Here is a 22,006-nt window from a genome sequence, read left to right as displayed (position 1 = left end):
CCCCTGTGCCTGAACACGACGACATCGCGGCGCGCGCAACGGCGATGGGCGACCGGCGCCCGCAGTCAGCGCTTCTTCCGCCAGGGCGCGTCGTCCTCCCAATCGCCGGCCATGATCGAGCCATAAGGGATCACCTCATCGACGACCTCGCCGAGCCCGAAGCGGGCGATCTGCGCCCGCACCGCAGCCGCGTTCTTGTAGGCCTGCGGCAGTTCCGAGAGGTCGGGCTTGCCGCAATAGAAGCGCGCGTCGATGCCCTCGGGCAGCTCCGGGCGATGCGCGCGCAAAAATGCCTTGCGGCCGAGATTGCGGCCGGCGCCGTGCGGCGCGAAGCCTAGCGCGTCCTTGTTGTCGCGATGCTTGAGGATCAGCACCGGCTCGGCCATGTTGAGCGGCACGATGGTTCGACCGTCATCATCGGCCGAGAAGCCCGCCCAGTTCGGCGTTGCGCCCTTGCCGTGGTAGTACAGGCCATCGCTTTTCCGGAAAACGAAATTGTGCTCGTTCCAGAACCGGTCGGCGACGGCGTTGCCGAGCTTTGCCGCGGCGAGATCGTGGATCGCGTGATGATTGGCCCTGGTCCAGAGCCGCGCCACCTGCAATGCCTCCCAATAGGCGCGGCCGTCGTCGCTCGACGCCTTGATCCAGGCGCTGTGCTCCGGGACCTTCGGCGCATGGATCGCGGCGTGCTTGCGCGCTGCCGCCATGCCGCGCTTGTAGAGCTGCGCGCCGAAGCCGCGCGAGCCGTGATGCGTCACCAGCGCCGGCTGTCCGGACGATTTCAGGTGACCCACGTAGGCAAAGTGATTGCCGTCGCCCTGGGTTGCGAAGTGACCAACGGCGAAGCGCTCCAGGCCCTTCAGAAAAGGATTGCCCTCGAAACCTTTCATCACCTCGTCCGGCGGCATGTGCATGCGATCACGGCCGCCAGGGCCGAAATGGGTCACGGCGTGAACGGCGTCGAGGATGCGCTTCGGATCGTCCTTGCGGGCGAACACGGTCACTGCAACCGAGCAGCAGATGTCCGAGGAGTGGAAGCCCGGATGAATCGCGTCCTCGCAGGCGACGACGCCGCCGACGGGAATGCTGCCGAGCGCCGTCCCGGACGGGCAGGCGTCCGGCATCACCGCGCCAGCCACGATGGTCGGCACCCGCATCAGGACATCCATGTGCTGCGCCACCGCCGCGACGTTGGCACGCTCCAGTTCGTTCTCGGCCTCGATCAGCATCGCGAACGGCACGCCGTTGGTGCGCATCAGCGCCTCGGCCGGCTGTAACGCCTGCAGCGCGGCGAAGATCGCGTCGTCATCGGCGCCACCAGCGCGCATCGCATTCGCTGTCGCCAGCCCGTCCTTGAACCAGCGGCCGGGCTTGAAGCCCCAGGCAATCAAAATGTTTCCGTCGATCATGGCGGGTCTCGTGTTCAGGTCAGATGAGTTTGTTGCAGCGGGCGGTGAGTGCGTTCATTCCAGCGCGAGCCTGTTCAAGCGTTCGACCGCGCTCCCTCCCCGCCGTCATTCCGGGGCGCGCGCAGCGCGAGCCCGGAATCCATAACCACCAGCCGATCCGTGGTGCGAGATGTCCGTGGCCCTTGCCTTCAACCAAGTCTCGCTCGTGGTTATGGATTCCGGGCTCAGCCGCGACGCGGCTGCCCCGGAATGACGAGGAGAACGCACGCCCCTCACGTCGAGCGCCGATACATCACGTCGGTCCGCAGCACGTATTTGCGGCCCTTCGTCACCCGATCACCACGATGCATGATGGGGTGATGGAACAGCAGCGCCATCCCCTTCTGCGGGGTCACCCGCAGCGGGCCGTCCGGCATCTGGCCCGTATCGTCGCAGAACGACGTCGCGCCGCCTTCGAAATCATCATTGAGATAGATCAGGAAGGTGAACTGACTGCGCTCGCCATTGTCGCGCGCGAAATGGCCATCGCGGTGCCAGTCGAACTTCTGTCCGACATCGTAGCGATAGATCCGCAGCCGCTCGTTCAGCCCGACGGGCTGCCAGCGATGCTGGAAGGACGGTGCGAGATGGCCCGCGAGCCGCTGGTAGAGCGCCTGCGCGCGCTCGCGATCGTCGACCATGACCCGCTCGTTGTTGCGCACGTCCTTCGCCATGACCATGCCCATCGTGGTCGAGATCGGCGCGTCCTTGAAGCCGATGGCCTCGCCCCAGCTCACATAGTCGTCGCACTCTGCGGCCGAGAGGAAATTCGCAATCGTCTCGATGTTGTCGGCTCTCCAGGTCATCTCGGTCATGATCTCTCCTCCGTTGGCGGCGAGAGGCCGCCCTTGGGCGCCCCCTCTGTTTGGTCAAGCCGCATCCGGCATCTTCAGCCGGACGAGCCGCGTCAGCAGCGCATCGAGGCCTGCGCCGTCGCCGGCATGCAGATCGAGGCGGCCGACGACGACGCTCAATCCTTGAACGGATCGAACTCGCCCTCGCCGGCCATCACCACGGCGAACGGCCGCAGGGTGTGCACGACCTTCACCGAGCCGGCGTGCTCGGCCAGCACTTCGGGCAGACGGCGATAGGCCATCGGGCTCTCGTCGAGGTCGGCGCCGATCAAGGTGACGACGCGGCCCTGCAGCCAGGCGTCCATCTCCTCACGCGTGAAGCGGCGCTTGGCCTCACGTCGTCCGAACAGCCGCCCCGCGCCGTGCACCGTGGAGTACAGCGAGGCCTTCGCCTCCTCCGACTCCACGCCCTCGATGATGACGGCGTCGTCGCCCATCGAGCCGCCGACGAAACCGCGCTGGCCCGGAAAGGACGGCGTGGCGCCCTTGCGCACCACCCACAGATCACGCCCGTCATGGGTCTCCCGCCAGGCGTAGTTGTGGTGGTTGTGCACGCTGTCGGTGACCGCGCCGCCGATGATCTGGCGCACGCGCTCCACCACCCACTCGCGGCCCGCATAGGCATAGCGCCCGGCGAGCTGCATCGCGGCGATGTAGCGCTGCCCGATCTCCGACTCCTCGTCGACGACGGCGGGCGGCACGTTCATGCCGTCCTTGCCGCCGGCCGCCTTGAGGTAGCGCGTCGCCGAAGTGTGGCCGAGACCACGGCTGCCGAAATGCACGCCGATCCAGACGAAGCCGGCCTCGTCGCGCATCAGATCGACATAGTGGTTGCCCGAGCCGACCGTGCCGAGCTGCCCCACCGCCTTCTGCCGATACGTTTCCATGTCGGACGCGCGCCACGCATCGGCATCGTCGAACAATTCGTGCTCGACGCGCTCCGCGTTCTTGCGGCCGACTCCGAACGAGATCACGGTCGCGACATCCTTGATGATCGCACCGACCTTGTCCTCGATCGCGCTGAACGGCGTGTCGAGCCGCACCGCCATGTTACCGCAGCCGATGTCGAAGCCGACCCCGGAGATGCTGATCTGCTTCTCATAGGCGATGACGCCGCCGACCGGCTGGGCATAGCCGAGATGGCCGTCGGCGCAGATCACGCCGGCCACAGCGTTGCCGACCGCCATGCAGTTGCGCATCTGGGCGATGGTCGCGTCCTCATGCGTTCCGAACACCTTCAACGGGCTGTTCTGATACTGCGCCGCCTGCGGCCGGCTCGCCACGGTATCGGCGAGCGCCTCCGCCTCGCGCGCCAGCTGCTCCTTGCGCGCAGCGTCACGGAAGGTGCACCACAACGGCATCGAGCGCTGACCGGGCCGCTCGACCCGCGCGTCCGGATCGAGCCCGGCCTCGATCGCCAGCTCTCGCGCGCGTTCTTTGTAGGGATCGGCCCGCATCGGATCCTCCTGTCTCGCTCATGCATGACACGACGACGCCAACAGGCGCCGCCGTGATCGACGTCACCCGACCCCGGGCCGGATGACCAATTGTGCCGAGAGATGACTCTGAGGATGCTGTCCCGCGAAGGGAGGTCGCCCGGTGGATCGTCTCTCTGGCCTCGAAGGCAGAGGGACGGTCCGCTGCCTCAATTATGCTGCTGGTTGATTGGTGCGTAGCAGCGCGGCGCTTGCGGAGACCGCCGGCACGCGCACGAACAGATCACGGCGGCCGCAATGCGGCAGCGCGATGGTCTGTATCAGTCCTGCGTTCAGGTTCGGCATGGCACTCTCGCTGCGGATATCCGCTGACGAATATTGGCGCGTGCTCTTACAGGAATTATTGAGTTTGTAAAGTGAGATGCGCGTAGCCGACATGAAATCGTGCCGATGTGGCGCCGTTAGCGCACATCACGGGTGATCGTGGTTATGGACTCCGGGGCTCGCGCTGCGCGCGCCGCGGAATCCATACTCATTATGGCAATTTGAGGCACACACTTAGCGACAATTTCCCGGATACAGATCATCCCAATTCGGATTCCGCTCCTCGATCAGCCTGACCTTCCAGTCGCGCCGCCATTTCTTCAGCTCCTTTTCGCGGGCGATGGCCGTGACCGGATCGTCGTAGATCTCGAACCAGACCAGCTTGCCGATGTCATAGCGCGACGTGAAACCCGACGTCGCCTTGCTTCGGTGTTCGTAGACGCGCCGAACGAGATCATTCTTGACACCCAGATAGAGCGTGCCGTGCTTCTTGCTGGCGAGTAGATAGACGTAATACGCCATGAGACAGTCGTGGCTATGGATTCCGGGCTCAGCCGCTACGCGGCTACCCCGGAATGACGCGTGGAGAGAGCGAACTCACTCTCTCCTTCCGTCATTCCGGGGCTCGCGCAGCGAGAGCCCGGAATCCATACTCAAGACATTCAACTCGTCGTTCAACTGTCTCCTGCGCCTCTCCAAACGAAAGGCCGCCCGTAGGCAGCCTTTCTCATTAGTCCCTCCGCGGCCCTAAGCCGTGTCTGACGCCTTCAGCCGCACGAGCTTGGTGAGCAGCGCATCGAGGCCGGCGCCGTCGCCGGCGTGCAGGTCGATGCGGCCGACCTTTTCGACCAGGCGCTCCAGCGACTCCAGCTCCTTGAGCCGCAGCAGCAGCGGGTTGTCCTCCATCAGCTTGGCGGTGTTCAGGAGCGAGCGCGTTGCCGCGGTCTCCTCCTGGCGGCGGATCAAATTAGCCTTGGCCAGCCGCTCCGCCTCCACCACCTTGTTGACGAGGTCGCGGATCTCGCCGGGCAGGATCACGTCCTTGACGCCGAGCTCCGTCACCTCCACACCCGAACCACTGAGCCGCGCGCGCACATAGTCGCGCAGCTCGGCATCGAGCGTCGCCTTGGCCGCCAGCACCTCGTCGAGCGTGCGTGACGCCACCGCCTCGCGGATCGCGAACTGCACCAGGCGGTACAGCCACGCATCCACGTCGGGCGTGGTCGCGACCGCCGCCTCCGCATCGACGATCCGCCGGAACGCCGTCAAGGTCACCCGCAGCGCGATGCGATCCTTGGTCAGCATCTCCTGCGCGGTGATCTCGAGCGCGGTGGGCCTGAGATCGAGGCGCTTGACCTCGATCTTGCGGCCGACCGACCAGAACGCGTGCCGGCCCGGCGCCAGCCGCTCGCTCAGCCGGCCGTCGACATGCAGCAGGCCGGCCTCGTGGTTCTCGACCACGATTTCGGTCACGATGCTCGGACGGTTGCGCTCGATCATCGCCAGATGCCGCGCGCTCACGCGCACGTCGTCGGCAATGTCGATGCGCTCGACCTCGACCGTGGTCGCGACCTTCCAGAACACGCGGGTCTGCCACGGCGTCAGCAGATGCGCCGGCCGGCCATCGAGGCTGACGATCGCGATCTCGTTCACACCGGTCTCGACCGCTTCGAACAGCTCGGCGGCGAGATCGGGCCGCGCGGCCTTCAGCACCGCGTAGCGCTCGGCGGCGTACTCGGTGCGGACCACGTCGAACAGCTGCACCTTCAGCCGGTGCAGCGGATCGAGCAGCGTATGACGGCCGGGGCCGAGCACGCGCAGGAGCTGGCCGCTGCGCCACACCAGCGCCCGCTCGCCATCCGCCACCGTCTGCGTCTTCATCACCACATGCCAGCTCATGAGACTCTCCTGTCACGCAAGGTCCGGCCGTGTGCCGGGCGCTGCTTTGTTGGCTGCCGGCCCTCGTCGACAGCCGTTGAAATCCAAAGGACGTGAGGACCGGACGGCACTTCCTGCCTGAACCGAGCGGACCGCGGCTTGAGCGTCGCATGCTGCCGGGTGCACGCGCACATCACGCCCGCTGGTGCGGACGTGATAATGCGCAGCCTCCCCGGCCGCACGCGACGCGGTATCCACCGCGGCACAGAGCCGGCTCTGCAGTGTCCTGATCAGGTCGATGAGCCTTGCGGCAGACCAACCGGACCGCGACTGAAGCGCACGTCCGGTCCTCGTCAGAGGTGATTAGCTTTTCAGGCTAAACCGTCGCGCTGGAGCGGGAGTCGAACCCGCGACCCGATGATTTCTGGTCATCTGCTCTACCCAACTGAGCTATCCTTTGTGCAGCAGGGCCGGCCCAGAGGGAACGGCGACCTGCATCTTCTTCTCTTCAGCGGAATACGCCGCCGGAGACAGGAACGCACCAGTCGGGATCTCAGCGAGCCCGAACCCGTGGCCGAAGCGAAGGACCGTGCTCCTACACATGTTCCGTCTCCACAGCAAGAGACATCGAGAAAAAGTTATATCAGATTCACTGCGTGACTAATTAGTTTTACTCGTCTCTTCAAAAAAGCTTGTAGCCAGCATGAGCACGGCGACATGCGGGTTCACACGCCGCACCGCATGAGACCCCGGATGTCGCCACGCCGCCGCCCCGCGGGCGGCGACGTGGGCTCATCCAGGCCACGCATCTGCTACGCAGCTGCGACCATTTGATCATCGCTCCAGTTCCGCGTCCCAGTACAGATAATCCTGCCACGTCACGTGCAGGAATCGCGGCGGAAACAGGCGCTGCGCCGCCATCAGCTCGTGCCGCGTCGGCTCGAACGGCGGCCGCCGCGGCTTGAGGTGACGCCGGTCCTTGCGCGCGTTGCAGGGACTGCAGGCGGCGACGATGTTGGTCCACGACGTCTCGCCGCCATCGGCGCGCGGCACCACGTGATCGAACGTCAGCTCGCCATGGAGACAACGGCCGCCGCAATATTGGCACGTGAAGCGATCGCGCAGGAAGACGTTGAAGCGCGTGAACGGCACGCGCATCGCCGGCCTGACATAATCGCGCAGCGCGATCACTGACGGCAGCCGCATCGTGACGCTCGGACTGCGAACGACGCGGTCGTATTCCGCGACGACGACGTGAGATTCGCTGACGACAGCCTTGATCGCGTCTTCCCAGCTGAACACCGAGAGGGGGAAGTAGCTGAGCGGCTGGAAGTCGGCGTTGAGAACGAGAGCTGGATGAGGCGCTGACATCGTCGACCTCCTTTGCATTGAGCCGTAGCGAGATTCGTTGGCGCGCGGATGACGGTCCGGAGGCGAGCGATCAGTCGCGCGCCGACGGCGCGCCGGCGGACCCGACCCGGTTGATGTAGTCGAGATAGATCTGCCGGGCGCGAGCCTCGGTGACGCCGCGGCACGACATCACGATGCGCACGAAGGCTGTCGCCACCGGCGAAGCCAGCACGCGCGCAATGTCGCAAGTGTCGATGTTTTCGCTGCTTGTCCGGGTCATCGGACCCTCCGCTTGATGGTGCGGAGGGTAAGGTCCCGCCGCTGTTATGCTCTTGCTGGAATCCGGGGTCCCGACCAGGTCAGGACCGTCGACAGACCTTTCGGACCTTGACAGGCGACACGCATGCCCGACCAATCGCCCGACCGATTAAACGGTCGTTCGTTGGTGGCGGCGTTCGCGAGATGTGAGCGCAGGCTCAACACGGTCGTGGTCCTCAAGAGCGCGCCGACAATGTCGGCGGTCATTTCGATGGGGCAGAGCTATGCGCAGATTTCTTTGAAGCCGTCAAGCTGCAGGGGGAATCACAACGCCGCCGCGACATCCGTCCGGCGCCGACACTTCCCTCCCCAGCACTGTTCCTGATAAGCGTTGCCGACGCGACTGGGGTCGCGTCAAAGTCCCACGACCCGTCGAGAGCCCGCGCGCGCATTGGCCCGTCACGGAATGCCGACCGAAGGACGCGTGGGCGCTCAGTCGATGCGGGCGAGGACGGCGAGCTTGCGGATGCCCTTGTTCTTGTAGGCATCGAGGAAGGCGTAGTAGTCCCGGAACGACACGCAGCCGTTGGAATCGCCGTTCGGTCCGAGCATGAAGGTATGCGCCAGCAGACCGTTGCGGCCATGGATGGCGTCCTCGCCGCCGATCGGGTTCAACCGCAGCGCCGGCACGCCATGGAACAGCGCCTCGCGCGGCTTCAGCTCATAGATGTGCGGCGGCGTCACGCCGCGCATCTTGATCTTCTCCGAGCGCGGATTGTCGAGGTTGTCGCCGAGACCCGAATGCGCCTCGAGCTTGGTGCCGTCCGGCAGGTACACCGCCTTGGCCGAGATGTCGTAGACTGCGGTGCTCAGATCATAAGGCGGACGGCCGCCTCTGGTGGGGTCCTTGGCCATCGTCGCGGTGATGTTGGAATCAGCCGAGGCATAGGCCAGCAGACCGCCATCCTGGTTCTCCGGCTTGCCCCAGAGCTTCTCCTGGATCGAATGCCGCTCGCCGGCGATCGACAGCACCGCGGCCTTCGCGCGCTCGGTCATCGCGCGCAGCGAGAAGCCGTCCTTCGGCCCATTGGCCTCGGCCGCCTGAGCTGGCGTGGCGGTCTGCGGCTGGGCCGTCGGCTTGGCATTGGTGTTGGCGAGCGCCAGCCGCATCGGCGGGCGGGCGTCCTTCTTCGGGGCCTCGGCGGCGACCTTGGCGGGCTCGGCCGGCTTCGTCTCCGCCTGCTTGGCCTCCGCTTGCTTGGTCTCCGCTTGCTTGGTCTCCGCAGGCTTTGTCTCAGGCTGACGCGGGGCAGCCTCGGCGAACTTCGGCAGCGGCGGCGCGCCGGCTGCTGCATTGGAGGCGACGCCCTGTGGCACGGCCGCGCCGAAGCGGTCGTTGAACATCTGCGGAGTGATCGCTGCGACGCTGGTCACCGGCGCCGATTCCGGGAAGGCGGAGAACGCGTCGCTGACGGCATCCGACGCGCTGCGCGTGGCCAGCCGCGGCGCCGGACGCACGACCGGCTCATCCTGCTCGATGCTCCCCAGGGTCGGATAGGCATCGGCCGCGATGATCTTGGTGTAGACCGTCACAGCGCAGCCCCCGATCAGGCATGCGATTGCCGCGCCACCGATCAATTTGTGAGAGAACGCTGTCAGGGAGGACTTCCTGCGGTTTCGTGCGGCCAACGCAGCTCGACTGTTACTCATCACTCACGCCCGAACGAAGACTTCACTATTCGGCTCGATGCGTCGCGGGTTACCACTTGCATCTCGCAGAAGCACAGAGCTTCATTAAGGCGACTTTTAGTTAAATGCTGATTAAGTTTTGGCGAATTAGGGGCGAGTTAACCATGAAGGGCTGTTTTGCCGGAAAACAGGGCAGAAACAGGGCAAAACGACCGTGTGCCCCCAGAAAACAGCCCGGACAATTGCGGAGTCGCCGCTGATTTCTGTCCCAGAGCATTCATCAAAAGCCGCCGGTCTCGTTAACCAATGAGCCAGCGCGGCGGACACCAGCGATCGGCTCTCGACAAGCGGCGACAGTCGCGGAGCCATGGGGACGACGGCCGCGCAGGGGACCATCCGTAACAATCCGGAGTCCCAGAGCTGCGACCAGCCGCGGCAATATGGTAGTGAACGATTCCCAACAACATTCCGTCGGCAATCGTATTGCGTCCGCCCCTGCCGCGACCATTGAAGAGGCCCTCATGCAGACTGCCGACCGCAAGCTTGCCTTTGTGCTCGCCGCCACCAATCACGGCACCATGATCGTCAACCGGCTCGACTATCGCATGGTCGACGCCAACCGAGGCTACGGCGTCGGCTATCAGATGCTCGAGACCGGCGCATTCGATCCCGCCGAGATCCAGCTCGCGGTCCGCATGCTCGGCGTGCGTCGTCGTCACTATGGTGATGGCGCGGTCGCGATCGACTGTGGCGCCAATATCGGCGTCCACACCGTCGAATGGGCGAAGGCAATGACCGGCTGGGGATCGGTGCTCTCGATCGAGGCACAGGAGCGCATCTACTACGCGCTCGCCGGCAACATCGCGATCAACAACTGCTTCAACGCGATCGCCATCCACGCCGCAGTGTCCTCGGAGGGCGGCGTGCTCGACATCCCCAGCCCGAACTATCTGACGCCGTCGAGCTTCGGCAGCCTCGAGCTCCGCCAGCGTCCCAATACCGAGTTCATCGGCCAGGCCATCGACTACGCCAACGACACCGTGCAGGTGCGCAGGCTTCCGCTCGACGATTTCAACCTGCCGCGCTGCGACCTGATCAAGCTCGATGTCGAGGGCATGGAGCTCGAGGCGCTCGAAGGTGCTGCGGCGACGATCGAGCGCTGCGCGCCGATCATGCTGATCGAGAAGATCAAGAGCGATGCGGAGGCGCTGCGGCAATGGCTCGATCGCCGCGGCTACAGAATCGTCGACGCCGGCATCAACATGGTTGCGATCCATGGGCAGGACAAGGCGCTGCCCGACATCATTCCGCAGCAGGCGTGAGGCAGGTCAGCGCTGCAGCTCCGGCGGCGGCGTGCGGTCAAGGACCTCGCGCTGCGGACGGCTGACCGCGTAAAATGCGTAGGTCTCGATCGTCAGCGGGCCGCGCCGGCGTTCGGCTTCGCCGACCTTGGCAATCCCGGCGAAGGTCTCGGTGACGTAGAATCGCAGGCCGATCTGCGCCTCATCGACAAACAATTGCGTGCCTGAAAGCTGTCGCGGATCGGGCTCCGGAAAATTCACCCAGCGGATGCGCTGGATCGGCTGCAGCACGCAGGTGCCCTTCGGGAGATAGAACGACAGCCACGCCGTGGTGCCGTAATCCATCGCCAGCACGCAGGACGCGCCGGCGCGCTTACGCGCGTCCTCGACCGCAGCGGCCAGCGGCTGCCAGCCGACGCCGACGCTGCGCACCGTCGCATCGCGCCGGTAGCCTGACAGCCAGCCGGTGTTGGCCTGCACGATCAGCGCGACGAACATCACGATGCCGGCGGGCGCGGCCCAGCGCAGGCAGAATGCCACGGTGCGCTGCTCACGCGGCCGCCAGACGACGAGATGGGCGGCGGCCGCCGCCGCCACGACGAATGCCGGATAGATCGGCGCGAACCAGTTCGCCTCGACCCTGGCATGCAGCGAATGCCAGCCGAAATAGGCCGCGATGAGCCAGACCATGGCTTCGACCAGCACGCGCGCAGGCGCCTCGCCCGCCCGGCGCCGCGCGAGTCCGTACAGCCCCATGACGCCGAGGATGAAGACCAGCGGCGTTGCGAAGGCGAACTGGGTCGGGATCAGCTCGGCGATGTAGACGGGACGGAAGTCCTCGATCCGGGCGCGGCCGAGTTGCTTGATGAACGACACCCATTGATGATCGGCATTCCACAGCATGACCGGCGAGAAAATTGCAAACGCCAGGAGGCCGCCGAGATAGGGCCAGGGCGACGCCAGCCAGGTCCGCAGCTTCGGCACGACCACGAGCCAGATCAGGATGGCCGCGCCGAAGAACATCGCGGTGTATTTCGACAGCAGCGCCGCGCCGACCGCCGCACCGACGGCGAGCCACCAGACGCCCCTGCCCGTCTCCAGCAGCTTGGCGCAGAAGAACAGCACGAAGCTCGAGGCCACCAGCAGCGGCGCATCGGGCGTCACGATCAGGGTGCCGACCGCCGCCATCAAGGTGATGTTGAGCAGCAGCGCCGCAGTCGCGGCAGCCCGCACGCTACCAAACAGGATCTCAGCACTGCGATAGACCGCGTAGGTCATCGGCAGACCGAGCAGGACCGAGACCAGGCGCACGCCAAGCTCACGGTCGCCGGCGATCAGCGTGCCGAGCCGGATCACCCATGCGACCATCGGCGGGTGGTCGTAATAGCCGCCCGCCAGATGCTTCGACCACATCCAGTAATAGGCTTCGTCGAAGGTGATTGGCGTGACCGCTGCGGCGATCAGCCGGAGCACGACGAGGCCCGCAACGGTCAGCCAGACATTACGGACGAAGCGGGCGTCGTCGGCGCCTGCCGCAGGGGTCATCGCTTGCGCCAGACGAACAGTCCGGAGATGGCGTAATTCCAGACCACGCCCATCAGCGCGCCGGCTGCGCCCGCCAGCCACCAGATCGGCTCCTGGTCATAGACCGAGAAGGCGACACCGACATTGGCGAGCAGGCCGACCGAACAGACCAGATAGAACATCAGCAGGCCACGCAGGATGGCGAGGCCCTTCAGCCGCTGGTCCCGATAGGTGAGGAAGTTGTTGAGGATGAAGTTCGAGGTCATCGCGACGAAAGCACCGAGCGCCTGCGCTTCCGCGAACGGCAGGTCGAACAGATTGAGACCGAGAAACAGCGTGGCGAGATGCACGACCAGGCCGGTGCCGCCGACCATCGCGAACAGCAGGAAGCGCAGCGACACCACATCGTTGGTCATCTTGGCCAGGACGAGGCCGAGGAAGTCGAGCGCGACCATGGAATCGAGCTTGCTCTCGCCATGCAGGCGCGAGCCGAACGTATAGGGCACCTCGACGGTGCGCAGGCCACCCTCGGCGCTGGCGATGATGTCGAGAAGGATCTTGAACCCTTGCGTCGACAGCTTCGGCGCGATCTCCTCGAAGCGATCGCGGCGGATCATGAAGAAGCCGCTCATCGGATCGTTGACTTCGACCTTGAGCGCGCGCCGCGCGATCTCGGTGGCGAAGGCGCTGGCCCCGGCCCGCTTGCTGTCGAAGCTCGCGGCACTGCCGCCCTCGATATAGCGGCTGCCGACGACCAGTTCGGCCGCGCCGCTCTGGAGCAGCGCCAGCATCGTCGGCAGTTGGGTCTCGTCATGCTGCAGGTCGGCGTCGATCACCGCCGCGAACGGCGCGCTGGCGGCAAGAATGCCCTCGATGCAGGCGCCGGACAGGCCGCGGCGGCCGATGCGGCGGATACAGCGCACGCGGGGGTCATTGCGCGACAAGTCACGCACCACCTGCCAGGTCCCGTCCGGGGAATTGTCGTCGACGAACACGACCTCCCAGGGAACATCCTTGAACGCCGTCTCCAACCGCCGGTACAGCGTGGTGACATTGTCGCGCTCATTGAAGGTCGGGACGACCACCGAAACGATCGGAATATCAGCGGGTTGCAGCGACACAGGCGGGGCCGGTCTGAGGGCTTCGTTCATGGTGCGGATGCGTATATCCGCCGCATCCCACACTGCCAAGCGCAACAGCCTGCGGGAGGTGCAAAAGACCGGCCTGTGGTGCCGCCTTGCACCGCCCCAATGCGGGCGCCACACATGCCAACGACCACAAACAAAGGGCGCGCGTACATCCGGCGCAACCGCTCTGCCGTGGTCGTCTCGGTGCCGGAGCCCCAAAGCTCGACGACACCGTCCTGACTTAGATGGGGTACCCCGGCCGGATTGCAAGGGGCCGAAACGGCCTAGTTCGGAACTTCGCGGACGACAGGTCCGCGCGGCGCCGGCGCCACCGGGACCGTCTGCACCTGCGTCGGCGGCACCTCGACCCTGGCGGGCTGGACCGGCCGCGCCATCGGCCCGACGGGAACATAATAGAACGCGGCCGCAAGCACGGCGGCTGCAACAATCGCGCCCAGGGCGCCACCAACCGATTCTGCTCTCATGTGCTGATCTCCTCGCCCGGCCCTGTTCCCTGGATACACGAGCCTTCCGGCGGCTGGAAGAGTGCCAGGAGGCGGCGTCGAACTGGCCAGAACCGATCGGCTTGACTAGTGTCGCAGTCGTCCCCTTCGCATCAGCATTGGAACCGGTCGTGAGCAAAGCTCCTGCACGCGCAGCGCATCCCAAAAGCCACATCTATATCGGCATCGGCGGCTGGACCTTCGCGCCCTGGCGCGGCGTGTTCTATCCGGACAGGCTGCCGCAATCGAAGGAGCTGGAATATGCGGCGTCGCAACTGACATCGATCGAGATCAACGGCACCTATTACGGCTCGCAGAAGCCGGAGAGCTTTCGCAAATGGGCGCGCGAGGTGCCCGACGGCTTCATTTTCTCGCTCAAGGGGCCGCGCTTCGCCACCAACCGCCGCGTGCTCGCCGAGGCCGGCGATTCCGTGAAGCGCTTCTACGACACCGGCGTGCTCGAACTCGGCGACCGGCTCGGCCCGGTGTTGTGGCAGTTCGCGCCGACCAAGAAGTTCGACGAGGCCGATTTCGGCAAGTTTCTGGAGATCCTGCCGCGTGAGCTCGACGGCCGTCAGCTGCGCCATGTCGTCGAGGTCCGGCACGACAGTTTCTGCGTGCCCGGCTTCGTGAAATTGTTGCGCGAGTTTGCAACGCCGGTCGTGTTCGCCGAGCACGGCAAATATCCGGCGATCGCCGATGTCGCCGGGGACTTCGTCTATGTCAGGCTGCAGAAGGGCAATGACGAGCTGAAGACGTGCTACCCGCCGAAGCAGCTCGATGCCTGGGCCAAGCGCCTGCAGATGTGGGCCGAGGGCGGCGAGCCGGACGATCTGCCGCGGATCGATGACACGCCAATGAAGAAGACGCCGCGCGATGTCTTCGCCTATGTCATTCACGAAGGAAAGGTGCGCGCGCCGGCCGGCGCGATGGAATTGATCGAACGTGTCAGCTGAGGTGTAGCATGATGACCAAGGCCAAGGCTGCGGCCAGGACGGCGACCAAGAGCGCGGCCAAGACGCTCTTCACGATCGGCTATGAGCATACCCCCGCCAAGGCCGTGCTCGACGAGTTGCAGGCGGCCGGCGTCAAGCTGCTGGTCGATGTGCGCGCAGTTGCGGCGTCGCGCCGGCCGGGCTTCTCCAAGAGCCAGCTTGCTGCCGGGCTCGACGAGCGCGGCATCGCCTATGTCCATCTGCGCGGGCTCGGCACGCCGAAGGAAGGCCGCGAGGCCGCCCGCAGCGGCCAATACGACACGCTGCACCGGATCTACAGCGCACATCTAAAGACGTCACAGGCCAGGGAGCAGATGGATGAGCTGGCCGCGCTTGTGAAGAGCGCGGGCCCGGTGTGCCTGCTGTGCTATGAGCGCGACCATGCCCATTGCCACCGGCAATGGATTGCGGAAATCATCGAGGACCGCGACCAGGTCCGAGTCGAGAACCTGGTCGCGCCGCAGACCTGACGCGTCGCCCGCCCTACTCCGCGGCGCAGGTGAAGGACGACGCCTGCTCGACCTCACCGCCCGTATATTTGGCGAATTTCGGCCATGGGCACAGTGGCCGCGTCCGCTGCGGGCTCCAGCCCGAAGGCAGCTCCTTGTTGGCTGCATTGACCGAAGCCGTGATCGCCTCCGGCGCCTTGCCCTTCTCGACCCAGTCCATCAGCGCGCCCAGCGCATCGAACTTTTCCAAGGTGACGCCGCCACCACAATGCGTCTCGCCCGGCAACGCAAACAAGCGGGCGAATCCGTCGGCCTTGCCCGCCACATTGGCGTTCAGCTTCTCATACCAGCGAATCGTGTCGTTGACCGAGAATACCGGGTCGGCCTGGCCGTGATAGATCAGCATCTTGCGCGCACCGCCCTGGAACGCCGGCAGGGTCGGATTGTCCACCGCAGGCGGCGCCATGAACTCCATCGCCGACTCCGTGAACGGCCCTTCCTTCGCGTAGATCTTCGGCGCATCCTTGTCGAAGTCGTAGCTCTGCAGCTTCTCGACGAGCTTGTCGGGCGAGCCTTCGACCTCGACCGGCGGCGTCGAAAAGATGTAGTTGAGCGAGGCCCCGCCCATGGTGGCGATGATCGGCAGATTATTCCAAGGCGCGACCGGGCTCTCGACCTTCCAGGCGCGCCAATTGCCGGTGCCGACGCCGCCATCGACCGGCCAATCCGAATAGAGCGCCTCGCCCTTCGAATTTTGCGGGCCGGCGAAAACCTTCTTCAGGGCGTCGACCTTGGCGGACGGAAGGCACGCTTCGGTGCTGCCGGTCGCACAGCGCAAGCTGTCGAAGCTGAACGTCTTCTGGCACGCTTTCAGGTTTGCCGTGAGTCCGTCCCTGGCGCCGTCGAGCCCGTCGCAGGCCTCGATGATCTTGGACGAGATGAGCTTGGCATCCTCGCGGGTGATCGATTTGCGGATGTCGGCATCGGCCTTGGTCAGCGCCTGCACGTCCCAGGCGTGCTGCACGGCCGCGCGCGGCAGGTTGAAGCCGGGGTTGCCGACCAGGAAGCCGTCATATTGTTCGGGCATGCGCTCGGCCGCCACCATCGTGTGACGCCCGCCATTGGAGCATCCCGCGATGTAGGAATAATCGGGCTTCTTGCCGTAATGCGCGGCGATGATCGCCTTGGCGATCGGGGCAAGGGTCACGTCGGCGGCATAGCCATAGTCGCGCCGCGCCTGCGGATCGAGCCCGAAGGCCGAGCCGGCCGCGAGCCCGCGCGGCTTGTTGGCGGGATCGTTGCCGGAATGACCGCTGTCGGAGGACAGCACGGCGAAGCCGCGGGCGAGCGGCGTCACGCCACCGCTCACCAAGCCGTCCGCCTTGTCGCCGAGAGCCGGCAGCACGACGCCGTCATTGCCGCCATTGACCTGATGCAGGAAGCGACCGTTCCAGCTTTCGGGCAGGCGGATCTCGAACTGGATCGCATAAGCGTGGCCGTCGAGACCGGTGCGCTCGTTGACCTTGCCGGAGAGGATGCAGTGCCGCGGCAGGCCGTCGCCCGCCTCCTGCAGCTTCGATCCGGTCAAGGTCAGGCCGGGCATGTTGAGCGCTTCCGCAGTCACCTTGCTGCAGCCGCCCTCCTCTGCCCGCGCCGTCGTCGCAGCGCCGACCAGGCTCAATCCCGCCAACACCAACGCCCCGGTTCGGATCATGCCGTTTCCCCTGTCCTTCCTGTTCGTTGCCGCCAATTAAGCCCGCCGCCGCGACGATGTAAATCGGCGATCAGGCGTGAGGCGTATCCACCCGGATCCGAGGCACACCGCGGACAAATCATCGTAATGTTTTGCAACAACCGATCTCCGCCTGGCCGCATCGCGGTCGTTCGGCCGCGGGCTCTGTTGCTCGATGTTTCCAGGCTTCGATGTGGTCATTGCAATTGCCAGACCTCGAACCTGCGGTCGTAGCCGCGCACCGCCACCTCCCCGTGGAAGACCGCATCGCGCGCGCCGTCGCCGGCCGCGTCCCGCACCTCGCGCGAGATCAGGAGATGCGAGCCGAACTCCTTGTTGAGCGCTTCCAGCCGGGAGGCGAAGTTCACGGTGTCGCCGATCACTGTGTATTCCTTGCGCCGCGGCGAGCCGACGCTGCCGGCCACCACCTCGCCGACATGAATGCCGATCCCGATCCGCAGCGGCCAGGACGATGTGACGTTCACGCGGTTCATGGCCTCGACCATCTCACGCGCAGCGGCGACCGCCTGCGACGCCGCATCGCGGGTCTCGAACGGTGCACCGAACAGGGCCAGGAACCCGTCGCCGAGAAACTTGTTTACGATGCCGCCATGGCGCTCGAGGATTTCGACCAGCACGGCGAAGGCGCCGTCGAGCCGCTCGACGATCTCCTGCGGCGTCTTCGAGCGCGAGGCCGCGGTAAAGCCGCGAAAATCGACGAACATGACCGCGACCTCGCGGATGTCGCGCGCTTCCGCGGTCCCCTCCTTCATCAGTCGTTCGACGACCTGGGGCGAGACGTGCTGACCGAACAGATCAGTCACGCGATCGCGCGCCGAGGCGGCCGCGATGCTCGCCGCGAACTGGCGCCGCAGCTGCACGCCGACGGCCCCCGCCAGGATGCCACCCAGGAAAATGATGAAGCTGCGCTCGCCATGATAATAGATCTCGGGATTCTGGCTGACATCGATCGACGGCCGGTCCACCAGCGCCACCGTCAGCAATTCCGCCGCCGCGACGAACCCAGTGAAACTCGACAGCCAGAAATCCAGGCGAAGCGTCGAAAGAATGATGAAGATGAAGTAGACCAGCGGCGCGCCAAATCCGAGCGCCTTGTCCGGTCCGATCCCCTCGATCTGCATCATCAGGACCAGGGTCGGCAGCGACGTCTCGACCAGCACGCTGACATAGCGCCAGACGATCGGCACGTCGCGACCATGACGAATGTCGGATTTGATCCTGAACAGGACGAGCGTCTCGAACGCGACGAACGCCGCAATGATCCCGTAAACGGCGAGCACGCCGACGGTGCTCGGCCAGATCCATTGCACGATCCGCGGCTCGAAGACGTCCGTAACGCCTGATATCACCAGGAAGATCAGCGCCGTCGCGATCAGGGCCTTCACCCGCAACAGCTCGGTGTTCAACGTCTGGCGCATCAGCGCAGCGTTGAACTCGGCCGACGGGTCCGCTGGCGCTGCGGCCTCTGCCATTCCCTGGATCCGAATCATGCCACCGCCGCCCCCGCTCCCTCCGGGGCATAGTGCCTCAATCGAGGGTGCGGCGGAAGCGCAGGACGGCCACGGTCATGGCGAACAGCATGAGGCCGAACAGGGCGATCGTATCGTGCTGCAGGTTCGCCAAGGTCGAGCCCTTCAGCATGATGGCGCGGACGATGCGCAAATAGTGCGTCAGCGGCAGGCATTCACCGACGATCTGCGCCCATTGCGGCATGCCCAGAAACGGGAACATGAAGCCGGACAAAAGAATGCTCGGCAGGAAGAACATCATCGACAGTTGCATCGCCTGCAGCTGGTTCTGCGCCAAGGTGGAGAACGTATAGCCGATCGAGAGATTGGTCGCGATGAACAGCGTGGACAGCAGTGCGAGCAGCAGCAGACTGCCCATCACCGGCACGCCGAACAGGAACACGCCGATGCCGATGATGATCGAGGCCTGCAGGAAGCCGACCAGCACGTAGGGGATGATCTTGCCCAGCATCACCTCGACCGGCGTGATCGGCATCGACAGCAGACTCTCCATCGTGCCGCGCTCGATCTCCCGCGTCACCGAGAGCGCGGTGAAGATCAGCATGGTCATGGTCAGGATGGTGCCGACCAGGCCCGGCACGATGTTGAGCCGCGACGACGCGGCCGGGTTGTAGCGGGCATGGGCCCTGATCTCGAACGGCGCCGAAACCGGGTCCCCCGTGTAGAGATCATGCGCCAGCGCGGTCTGCACGATCATGCCGAGCGAGGACAGCGCCGAGGATGCGGCGACGGGATCGGTGGCATCGGCCGCGACCAGCAGCGCCGGACGATCGCCGCGGCGGACCGCGCGCTCGAAGCCGCGCGGGATCTCGACACCGAACAGCACCTTGCCCGACAGCAGCAGATCGTCGAACTCGGCGACGTCATGCACCTCGCGGGTGAAGCGGAAATAGGCGGTGTTCTCCATGGCCTTGAGGATCGAGCGGCCGAGATCGCTGTCCTCCTGCAGCAGCACCGCCGCGGGGAGATGGTGCGGCGTGGTGTTGATCGCATAGCCGAACAGCATCAGCTGCATCACCGGCAGCATCACGATCATGGCGAACGACACCCGGTCGCGCCTGAGCTGGATGAATTCTTTGACCAGCATCGCATAGGTCCGGCGCCAGAAGCCGAAGCGCGGCTCGGAGAAGCGATGCTGGACGGACGCGCCGTTCATTGGAAATTGTCCCGCGAGCGGTTCATCAGATCGATGAAGACGTCTTCGAGCGACGGCGCGGCCGACTGCCAGTGCAACCCCGGCTTCTCGCGCCAGGGCGCGATCGAGGCTTCCAACGCCGAATGGTCGCGCCCGGAGACATGCAGGCTGGTGCCGAACGGCGCCACCATGTCGATGCCCGGCTTGCCGGCGAGATCGGCCGCGAGCTCGCGCAGGTCATCGCCGCTGACCGTGTATGTCGCCAGCGCCGATTGCGCGATCACCTCGGGGACCGTGCCATGCGCCAACAGATGACCATAGGCGATGTAGGCGATCTCGTGACAGCGTTCGGCCTCGTCCATGTAGTGGGTCGAGACCAGCACGGTCAGCCCCTCGCCCGCCAGCGCATGGATCTCGTTCCAGAAGTCGCGCCGCGCCTTGGGATCGACGCCGGCGGTGGGCTCGTCCAGCAGCAGCAATTGCGGGTTCGGCAGGGTGCAGGCGCCGAGCGCGAGCCGCTGCTTCCAGCCGCCCGACAATTCGCCGGCGAGCTGCCGCTCGCGTCCGCCGAGGCCAAGCCGCTGCACCATGTCGCGCGCCACCCGATGCGGATTCGGCATTCCGTAGAGACGCGCGACGAATTCGAGATTCTCGCGCACCGAGAGATCCTGGTAGAGGCTAAAGCGTTGCGTCATGTAGCCGACGCGGCGCTTGATCTTGTCAGCATCGCGGCGGATGTCGAAGCCGAGACAGGTGCCCTCGCCGCCATCGGGAGTCAGCAGCCCGCACAGCATCCGGATCGTCGTCGTCTTGCCCGAGCCGTTCGGACCGAGGAAGCCATAGATCGATCCCCGCTTCACCTGCATCGACAGATCATGCACGACCTCGCGGCCGTCGAAGGACTTGCTCAGTCCCTTGACGTCGATCGCGATCTCGGTCGCCGCTTCGGTCATCGCTGGTCCGCCACCGGGGTCTTCGGGTTGGGATAGATGCTGACCGGCTGGCCGACGCGCAGCGCATCCGGCCGCGACGGCCGGGCCTGGATCAGATAGACGAGCTTGTTGCGCTCATCGAGGCTGTAGATGACCGGCGGCGTATACTCCGCCGTCGTCGCCAGGAAATAGACCCGCGCGGTGAGATCGGCGGCGCAATTGTCGCAGGTGACGCGGACCTCGTCACCAATGGCGAATTTCGGCAGCTCCGTCTCCGGCACGTAGAAGCGCAGCTTCATGTTGCCGGGCGGCATGATCGACAGCACCGGGCGTTGCGCCGCGACCATCTCGCCTTCGCGGAAATAGATCTGCTGGATGGTCCCGGCGACGGGCGCAACGCCCTTGCGCCGCGCCAATCGCGTCTGCGAGGTGACGACGTGGGCCTCGGCCACGCGCAGCGCCGAGACCGCGGAATCCAGCGTGGCCTGCGTGCCGGCTCCCGTCTTGCTCAAGGCGGCGGCGCGATCATAGGTCTGCTGCGCGTTGGCGAGCGTGGCCTTGGTCTGGTTAAGATCGGCCTGCTGCAGATCATCGTCGACCGCATACAGCGGATCGCCGACCTTGACCTCGTCGCCCTCGCGGACGTTCAGCCTGGTCACGCGCCCTGCCTCGTCAGGACTGACGAAGATCATGTCAGCCTCGACCCAGCCCTGATAACCAGGATCGCGCGTCTCCTTGCAGCCGTTGAAGGTGAAGGCCGTGACTAGCACGGCGAGGCAGTGCAGCAGGCTCATTGCGGCCTCCTTGCGCCAAAGATCAGATCGAGATGGGTCTGCAGCATCGCTTCCGCATCGAGCGGCGCATGGCGCTCGAACAGACTCTTCCAGAGCACCGCGACCATCATCGGCGCGATCATCAATTGCGGATACGCGACGAGGTTCGGCTCGCGGATTTCACCGCGCGTGATCGCGAGTTGGATCAGCGCGCGCATCGCGGCGAGACCGCGTGAGACAACCTCGCGATAGTAGAAATCGGCAATCGCCGGGAAGCGCGGTCCCTCCGCGATGATCAGCCGGACGAGATCGCCGCGCCGCGTGCCCGCGACCTCCTGAAGGAACATCTTCGCCAGCGCCTCGACCATGTCGCGCACCGAGCCCCCCGGCGCCGGCGGTGCCGTGAGACGGCTGACGAAAGGCACGATCGCGGTCCGGATCAATTCCTCGAACATCGATTCCTTGTCCTTGAAGTGCAGGTAGATCGTGCCCTTGGCGACGCCGGCGCGCCTGGCGATGTCGTCGAGCCGGGTCGCCGCAAAGCCGCGGACGATGAACTCGTCCATGGCCGCCTCGACGATCGCCGCGCGTCGCTCGGCCGCGCGATCGGCGCGCGAGGCGGCGGAACCACCCGCAGCCCTCCCCCGCTGCTTGATTGATGGTGAGGAGTCCGACATGCAACGAATATGACTGACTAGTCAGTCATTGTCAAGGAGAGCGCGCCTGGGCCGTGGGACGACGGCCACCC

At 65.4% G+C, this 22,006-nt stretch carries 22 protein-coding genes and 1 pseudogene; 3 read left to right on the top strand and 20 right to left on the bottom strand.

Annotation, left to right across the window (positions count from 1 at the left end; translation table 11 throughout):
* Nucleotides 1-65: 65 nt before the first annotated feature.
* From ACVIJ6_RS24260 to ACVIJ6_RS24210, 11 genes and pseudogenes are all read right to left on the bottom strand, one after another.
* On the bottom strand, nt 66-1,409 hold the full coding sequence (locus ACVIJ6_RS24260) for an RtcB family protein (RefSeq protein ID WP_456774759.1): 1,344 nt from the start codon (nt 1,407-1,409) through the stop codon (nt 66-68).
* A gap of 272 nt (nt 1,410-1,681) precedes the next feature.
* Complete coding sequence (locus ACVIJ6_RS24255; RefSeq protein ID WP_456774758.1) at nt 1,682-2,263, bottom strand: 2OG-Fe(II) oxygenase; 582 nt, start codon at nt 2,261-2,263, stop codon at nt 1,682-1,684.
* Between the two features lie 54 nt (nt 2,264-2,317).
* Nucleotides 2,318-2,416, bottom strand: a pseudogene (locus ACVIJ6_RS24250) (SPFH domain-containing protein); the annotation flags it as partial.
* Nucleotides 2,417-2,418: 2 nt separating this feature from the next.
* Nucleotides 2,419-3,759: an RtcB family protein gene (locus ACVIJ6_RS24245; protein ID WP_456774757.1), complete on the bottom strand. Its 1,341-nt coding sequence runs from the start codon at nt 3,757-3,759 to the stop codon at nt 2,419-2,421.
* A gap of 192 nt (nt 3,760-3,951) precedes the next feature.
* On the bottom strand, nt 3,952-4,083 hold the full coding sequence (locus ACVIJ6_RS24240) for a hypothetical protein (RefSeq protein WP_456774756.1): 132 nt from the start codon (nt 4,081-4,083) through the stop codon (nt 3,952-3,954).
* 213 nt (nt 4,084-4,296) lie between these two features.
* A complete protein-coding gene (locus ACVIJ6_RS24235) occupies nt 4,297-4,584 on the bottom strand; it encodes a GIY-YIG nuclease family protein (RefSeq protein WP_456774755.1) in 288 nt (95 codons plus the stop codon).
* Between the two features lie 225 nt (nt 4,585-4,809).
* Entirely contained in the window at nt 4,810-5,961 is a 1,152-nt protein-coding gene (locus tag ACVIJ6_RS24230) for a slipin family protein (protein WP_456774754.1), read from the bottom strand.
* 429 nt (nt 5,962-6,390) lie between these two features.
* A complete protein-coding gene (locus ACVIJ6_RS24225) occupies nt 6,391-6,543 on the bottom strand; it encodes a hypothetical protein (protein WP_456774753.1) in 153 nt (50 codons plus the stop codon).
* Nucleotides 6,544-6,774: 231 nt separating this feature from the next.
* Nucleotides 6,775-7,311: an HNH endonuclease gene (locus tag ACVIJ6_RS24220; RefSeq protein WP_456774752.1), complete on the bottom strand. Its 537-nt coding sequence runs from the start codon at nt 7,309-7,311 to the stop codon at nt 6,775-6,777.
* A gap of 70 nt (nt 7,312-7,381) precedes the next feature.
* Nucleotides 7,382-7,570 (bottom strand): hypothetical protein, encoded by a 189-nt coding sequence (locus tag ACVIJ6_RS24215; protein WP_456774751.1) that lies wholly within the window; start codon nt 7,568-7,570, stop codon nt 7,382-7,384.
* Nucleotides 7,571-8,040: 470 nt separating this feature from the next.
* Nucleotides 8,041-9,258: a tlde1 domain-containing protein gene (locus ACVIJ6_RS24210; RefSeq protein ID WP_456774750.1), complete on the bottom strand. Its 1,218-nt coding sequence runs from the start codon at nt 9,256-9,258 to the stop codon at nt 8,041-8,043.
* Nucleotides 9,259-9,758: 500 nt separating this feature from the next.
* Between ACVIJ6_RS24210 and ACVIJ6_RS24205 the strand changes: the two genes are divergently transcribed.
* Nucleotides 9,759-10,559 (top strand): FkbM family methyltransferase, encoded by an 801-nt coding sequence (locus tag ACVIJ6_RS24205; protein ID WP_456774749.1) that lies wholly within the window; start codon nt 9,759-9,761, stop codon nt 10,557-10,559.
* Nucleotides 10,560-10,565: 6 nt separating this feature from the next.
* On the opposite strand, the gene ACVIJ6_RS24200 is transcribed toward ACVIJ6_RS24205, so the two are convergent.
* From ACVIJ6_RS24200 to ACVIJ6_RS24190, 3 genes are all read right to left on the bottom strand, one after another.
* Nucleotides 10,566-12,083 carry a glycosyltransferase family 39 protein gene (locus ACVIJ6_RS24200; RefSeq protein WP_456774748.1) on the bottom strand — a complete coding sequence of 506 codons (1,518 nt, stop codon included), beginning with the start codon at nt 12,081-12,083 and terminating at the stop codon, nt 10,566-10,568.
* Complete coding sequence (locus ACVIJ6_RS24195; protein ID WP_456774747.1) at nt 12,080-13,213, bottom strand: glycosyltransferase family 2 protein; 1,134 nt, start codon at nt 13,211-13,213, stop codon at nt 12,080-12,082. The genes ACVIJ6_RS24200 and ACVIJ6_RS24195 overlap by 4 nt, the downstream gene beginning before the upstream one ends.
* A 260-nt stretch (nt 13,214-13,473) precedes the next feature.
* Nucleotides 13,474-13,674 (bottom strand): hypothetical protein, encoded by a 201-nt coding sequence (locus ACVIJ6_RS24190; protein ID WP_012045245.1) that lies wholly within the window; start codon nt 13,672-13,674, stop codon nt 13,474-13,476.
* Nucleotides 13,675-13,823: 149 nt separating this feature from the next.
* Between ACVIJ6_RS24190 and ACVIJ6_RS24185 the strand changes: the two genes are divergently transcribed.
* The gene (locus tag ACVIJ6_RS24185; RefSeq protein WP_456774746.1) at nt 13,824-14,648 is read left to right on the top strand and encodes a DUF72 domain-containing protein; all 825 of its coding nucleotides are present in this window, start codon (nt 13,824-13,826) and stop codon (nt 14,646-14,648) included.
* Between the two features lie 8 nt (nt 14,649-14,656).
* Entirely contained in the window at nt 14,657-15,157 is a 501-nt protein-coding gene (locus ACVIJ6_RS24180; protein WP_456774745.1) for a DUF488 domain-containing protein, read from the top strand.
* A 13-nt stretch (nt 15,158-15,170) separates the two neighbouring features.
* On the opposite strand, the gene ACVIJ6_RS24175 is transcribed toward ACVIJ6_RS24180, so the two are convergent.
* From ACVIJ6_RS24175 to ACVIJ6_RS24150, 6 genes are all read right to left on the bottom strand, one after another.
* Complete coding sequence (locus ACVIJ6_RS24175; protein WP_456774744.1) at nt 15,171-16,850, bottom strand: tannase/feruloyl esterase family alpha/beta hydrolase; 1,680 nt, start codon at nt 16,848-16,850, stop codon at nt 15,171-15,173.
* A gap of 215 nt (nt 16,851-17,065) precedes the next feature.
* The gene (locus tag ACVIJ6_RS24170; protein WP_456774743.1) at nt 17,066-18,361 is read right to left on the bottom strand and encodes an adenylate/guanylate cyclase domain-containing protein; all 1,296 of its coding nucleotides are present in this window, start codon (nt 18,359-18,361) and stop codon (nt 17,066-17,068) included.
* A 55-nt stretch (nt 18,362-18,416) separates the two neighbouring features.
* Nucleotides 18,417-19,574 (bottom strand): ABC transporter permease, encoded by a 1,158-nt coding sequence (locus ACVIJ6_RS24165; protein WP_456774742.1) that lies wholly within the window; start codon nt 19,572-19,574, stop codon nt 18,417-18,419.
* Nucleotides 19,571-20,506, bottom strand: coding sequence for an ABC transporter ATP-binding protein (locus ACVIJ6_RS24160; protein WP_456774741.1), 936 nt, complete (start codon nt 20,504-20,506; stop codon nt 19,571-19,573). The genes ACVIJ6_RS24165 and ACVIJ6_RS24160 overlap by 4 nt, the downstream gene beginning before the upstream one ends.
* On the bottom strand, nt 20,503-21,279 hold the full coding sequence (locus ACVIJ6_RS24155) for an HlyD family secretion protein (RefSeq protein WP_012045252.1): 777 nt from the start codon (nt 21,277-21,279) through the stop codon (nt 20,503-20,505). The genes ACVIJ6_RS24160 and ACVIJ6_RS24155 overlap by 4 nt, the downstream gene beginning before the upstream one ends.
* Nucleotides 21,276-21,935, bottom strand: a complete 660-nt coding sequence (locus tag ACVIJ6_RS24150; RefSeq protein WP_456774740.1) for a TetR/AcrR family transcriptional regulator — start codon at nt 21,933-21,935, stop codon at nt 21,276-21,278. Before ACVIJ6_RS24150 ends, ACVIJ6_RS24155 begins: the two co-directional genes overlap by 4 nt.
* Nucleotides 21,936-22,006 lie beyond the last annotated feature (71 nt).

This window comes from Bradyrhizobium sp. USDA 4369 (assembly GCF_054056435.1).
This window is presented reverse-complemented; position numbering and strand designations above follow the sequence as displayed.

What these genes read in the sequence shown, in the direction of transcription:
- ACVIJ6_RS24260 (WP_456774759.1), bottom strand. Translation starts at nt 1,409, where the DNA reads ATGATCGACGGAAACATTTTGATTGCCTGGGGCTTCAAGCCCGGCCGC.
- ACVIJ6_RS24255 (WP_456774758.1), bottom strand. Translation starts at nt 2,263, where the DNA reads ATGACCGAGATGACCTGGAGAGCCGACAACATCGAGACGATTGCGAAT.
- ACVIJ6_RS24245 (WP_456774757.1), bottom strand. Translation starts at nt 3,759, where the DNA reads ATGCGGGCCGATCCCTACAAAGAACGCGCGCGAGAGCTGGCGATCGAG.
- ACVIJ6_RS24240 (WP_456774756.1), bottom strand. Translation starts at nt 4,083, where the DNA reads ATGCCGAACCTGAACGCAGGACTGATACAGACCATCGCGCTGCCGCAT.
- ACVIJ6_RS24235 (WP_456774755.1), bottom strand. Translation starts at nt 4,584, where the DNA reads ATGGCGTATTACGTCTATCTACTCGCCAGCAAGAAGCACGGCACGCTC.
- ACVIJ6_RS24230 (WP_456774754.1), bottom strand. Translation starts at nt 5,961, where the DNA reads ATGAGCTGGCATGTGGTGATGAAGACGCAGACGGTGGCGGATGGCGAG.
- ACVIJ6_RS24225 (WP_456774753.1), bottom strand. Translation starts at nt 6,543, where the DNA reads ATGTGTAGGAGCACGGTCCTTCGCTTCGGCCACGGGTTCGGGCTCGCT.
- ACVIJ6_RS24220 (WP_456774752.1), bottom strand. Translation starts at nt 7,311, where the DNA reads ATGTCAGCGCCTCATCCAGCTCTCGTTCTCAACGCCGACTTCCAGCCG.
- ACVIJ6_RS24215 (WP_456774751.1), bottom strand. Translation starts at nt 7,570, where the DNA reads ATGACCCGGACAAGCAGCGAAAACATCGACACTTGCGACATTGCGCGC.
- ACVIJ6_RS24210 (WP_456774750.1), bottom strand. Translation starts at nt 9,258, where the DNA reads ATGAGTAACAGTCGAGCTGCGTTGGCCGCACGAAACCGCAGGAAGTCC.
- ACVIJ6_RS24205 (WP_456774749.1), top strand. Translation starts at nt 9,759, where the DNA reads ATGCAGACTGCCGACCGCAAGCTTGCCTTTGTGCTCGCCGCCACCAAT.
- ACVIJ6_RS24200 (WP_456774748.1), bottom strand. Translation starts at nt 12,083, where the DNA reads ATGACCCCTGCGGCAGGCGCCGACGACGCCCGCTTCGTCCGTAATGTC.
- ACVIJ6_RS24195 (WP_456774747.1), bottom strand. Translation starts at nt 13,213, where the DNA reads ATGAACGAAGCCCTCAGACCGGCCCCGCCTGTGTCGCTGCAACCCGCT.
- ACVIJ6_RS24190 (WP_012045245.1), bottom strand. Translation starts at nt 13,674, where the DNA reads ATGAGAGCAGAATCGGTTGGTGGCGCCCTGGGCGCGATTGTTGCAGCC.
- ACVIJ6_RS24180 (WP_456774745.1), top strand. Translation starts at nt 14,657, where the DNA reads ATGATGACCAAGGCCAAGGCTGCGGCCAGGACGGCGACCAAGAGCGCG.
- ACVIJ6_RS24175 (WP_456774744.1), bottom strand. Translation starts at nt 16,850, where the DNA reads ATGATCCGAACCGGGGCGTTGGTGTTGGCGGGATTGAGCCTGGTCGGC.
- ACVIJ6_RS24170 (WP_456774743.1), bottom strand. Translation starts at nt 18,361, where the DNA reads ATGGCAGAGGCCGCAGCGCCAGCGGACCCGTCGGCCGAGTTCAACGCT.
- ACVIJ6_RS24165 (WP_456774742.1), bottom strand. Translation starts at nt 19,574, where the DNA reads ATGAACGGCGCGTCCGTCCAGCATCGCTTCTCCGAGCCGCGCTTCGGC.
- ACVIJ6_RS24160 (WP_456774741.1), bottom strand. Translation starts at nt 20,506, where the DNA reads ATGACCGAAGCGGCGACCGAGATCGCGATCGACGTCAAGGGACTGAGC.
- ACVIJ6_RS24155 (WP_012045252.1), bottom strand. Translation starts at nt 21,279, where the DNA reads ATGAGCCTGCTGCACTGCCTCGCCGTGCTAGTCACGGCCTTCACCTTC.
- ACVIJ6_RS24150 (WP_456774740.1), bottom strand. Translation starts at nt 21,935, where the DNA reads ATGTCGGACTCCTCACCATCAATCAAGCAGCGGGGGAGGGCTGCGGGT.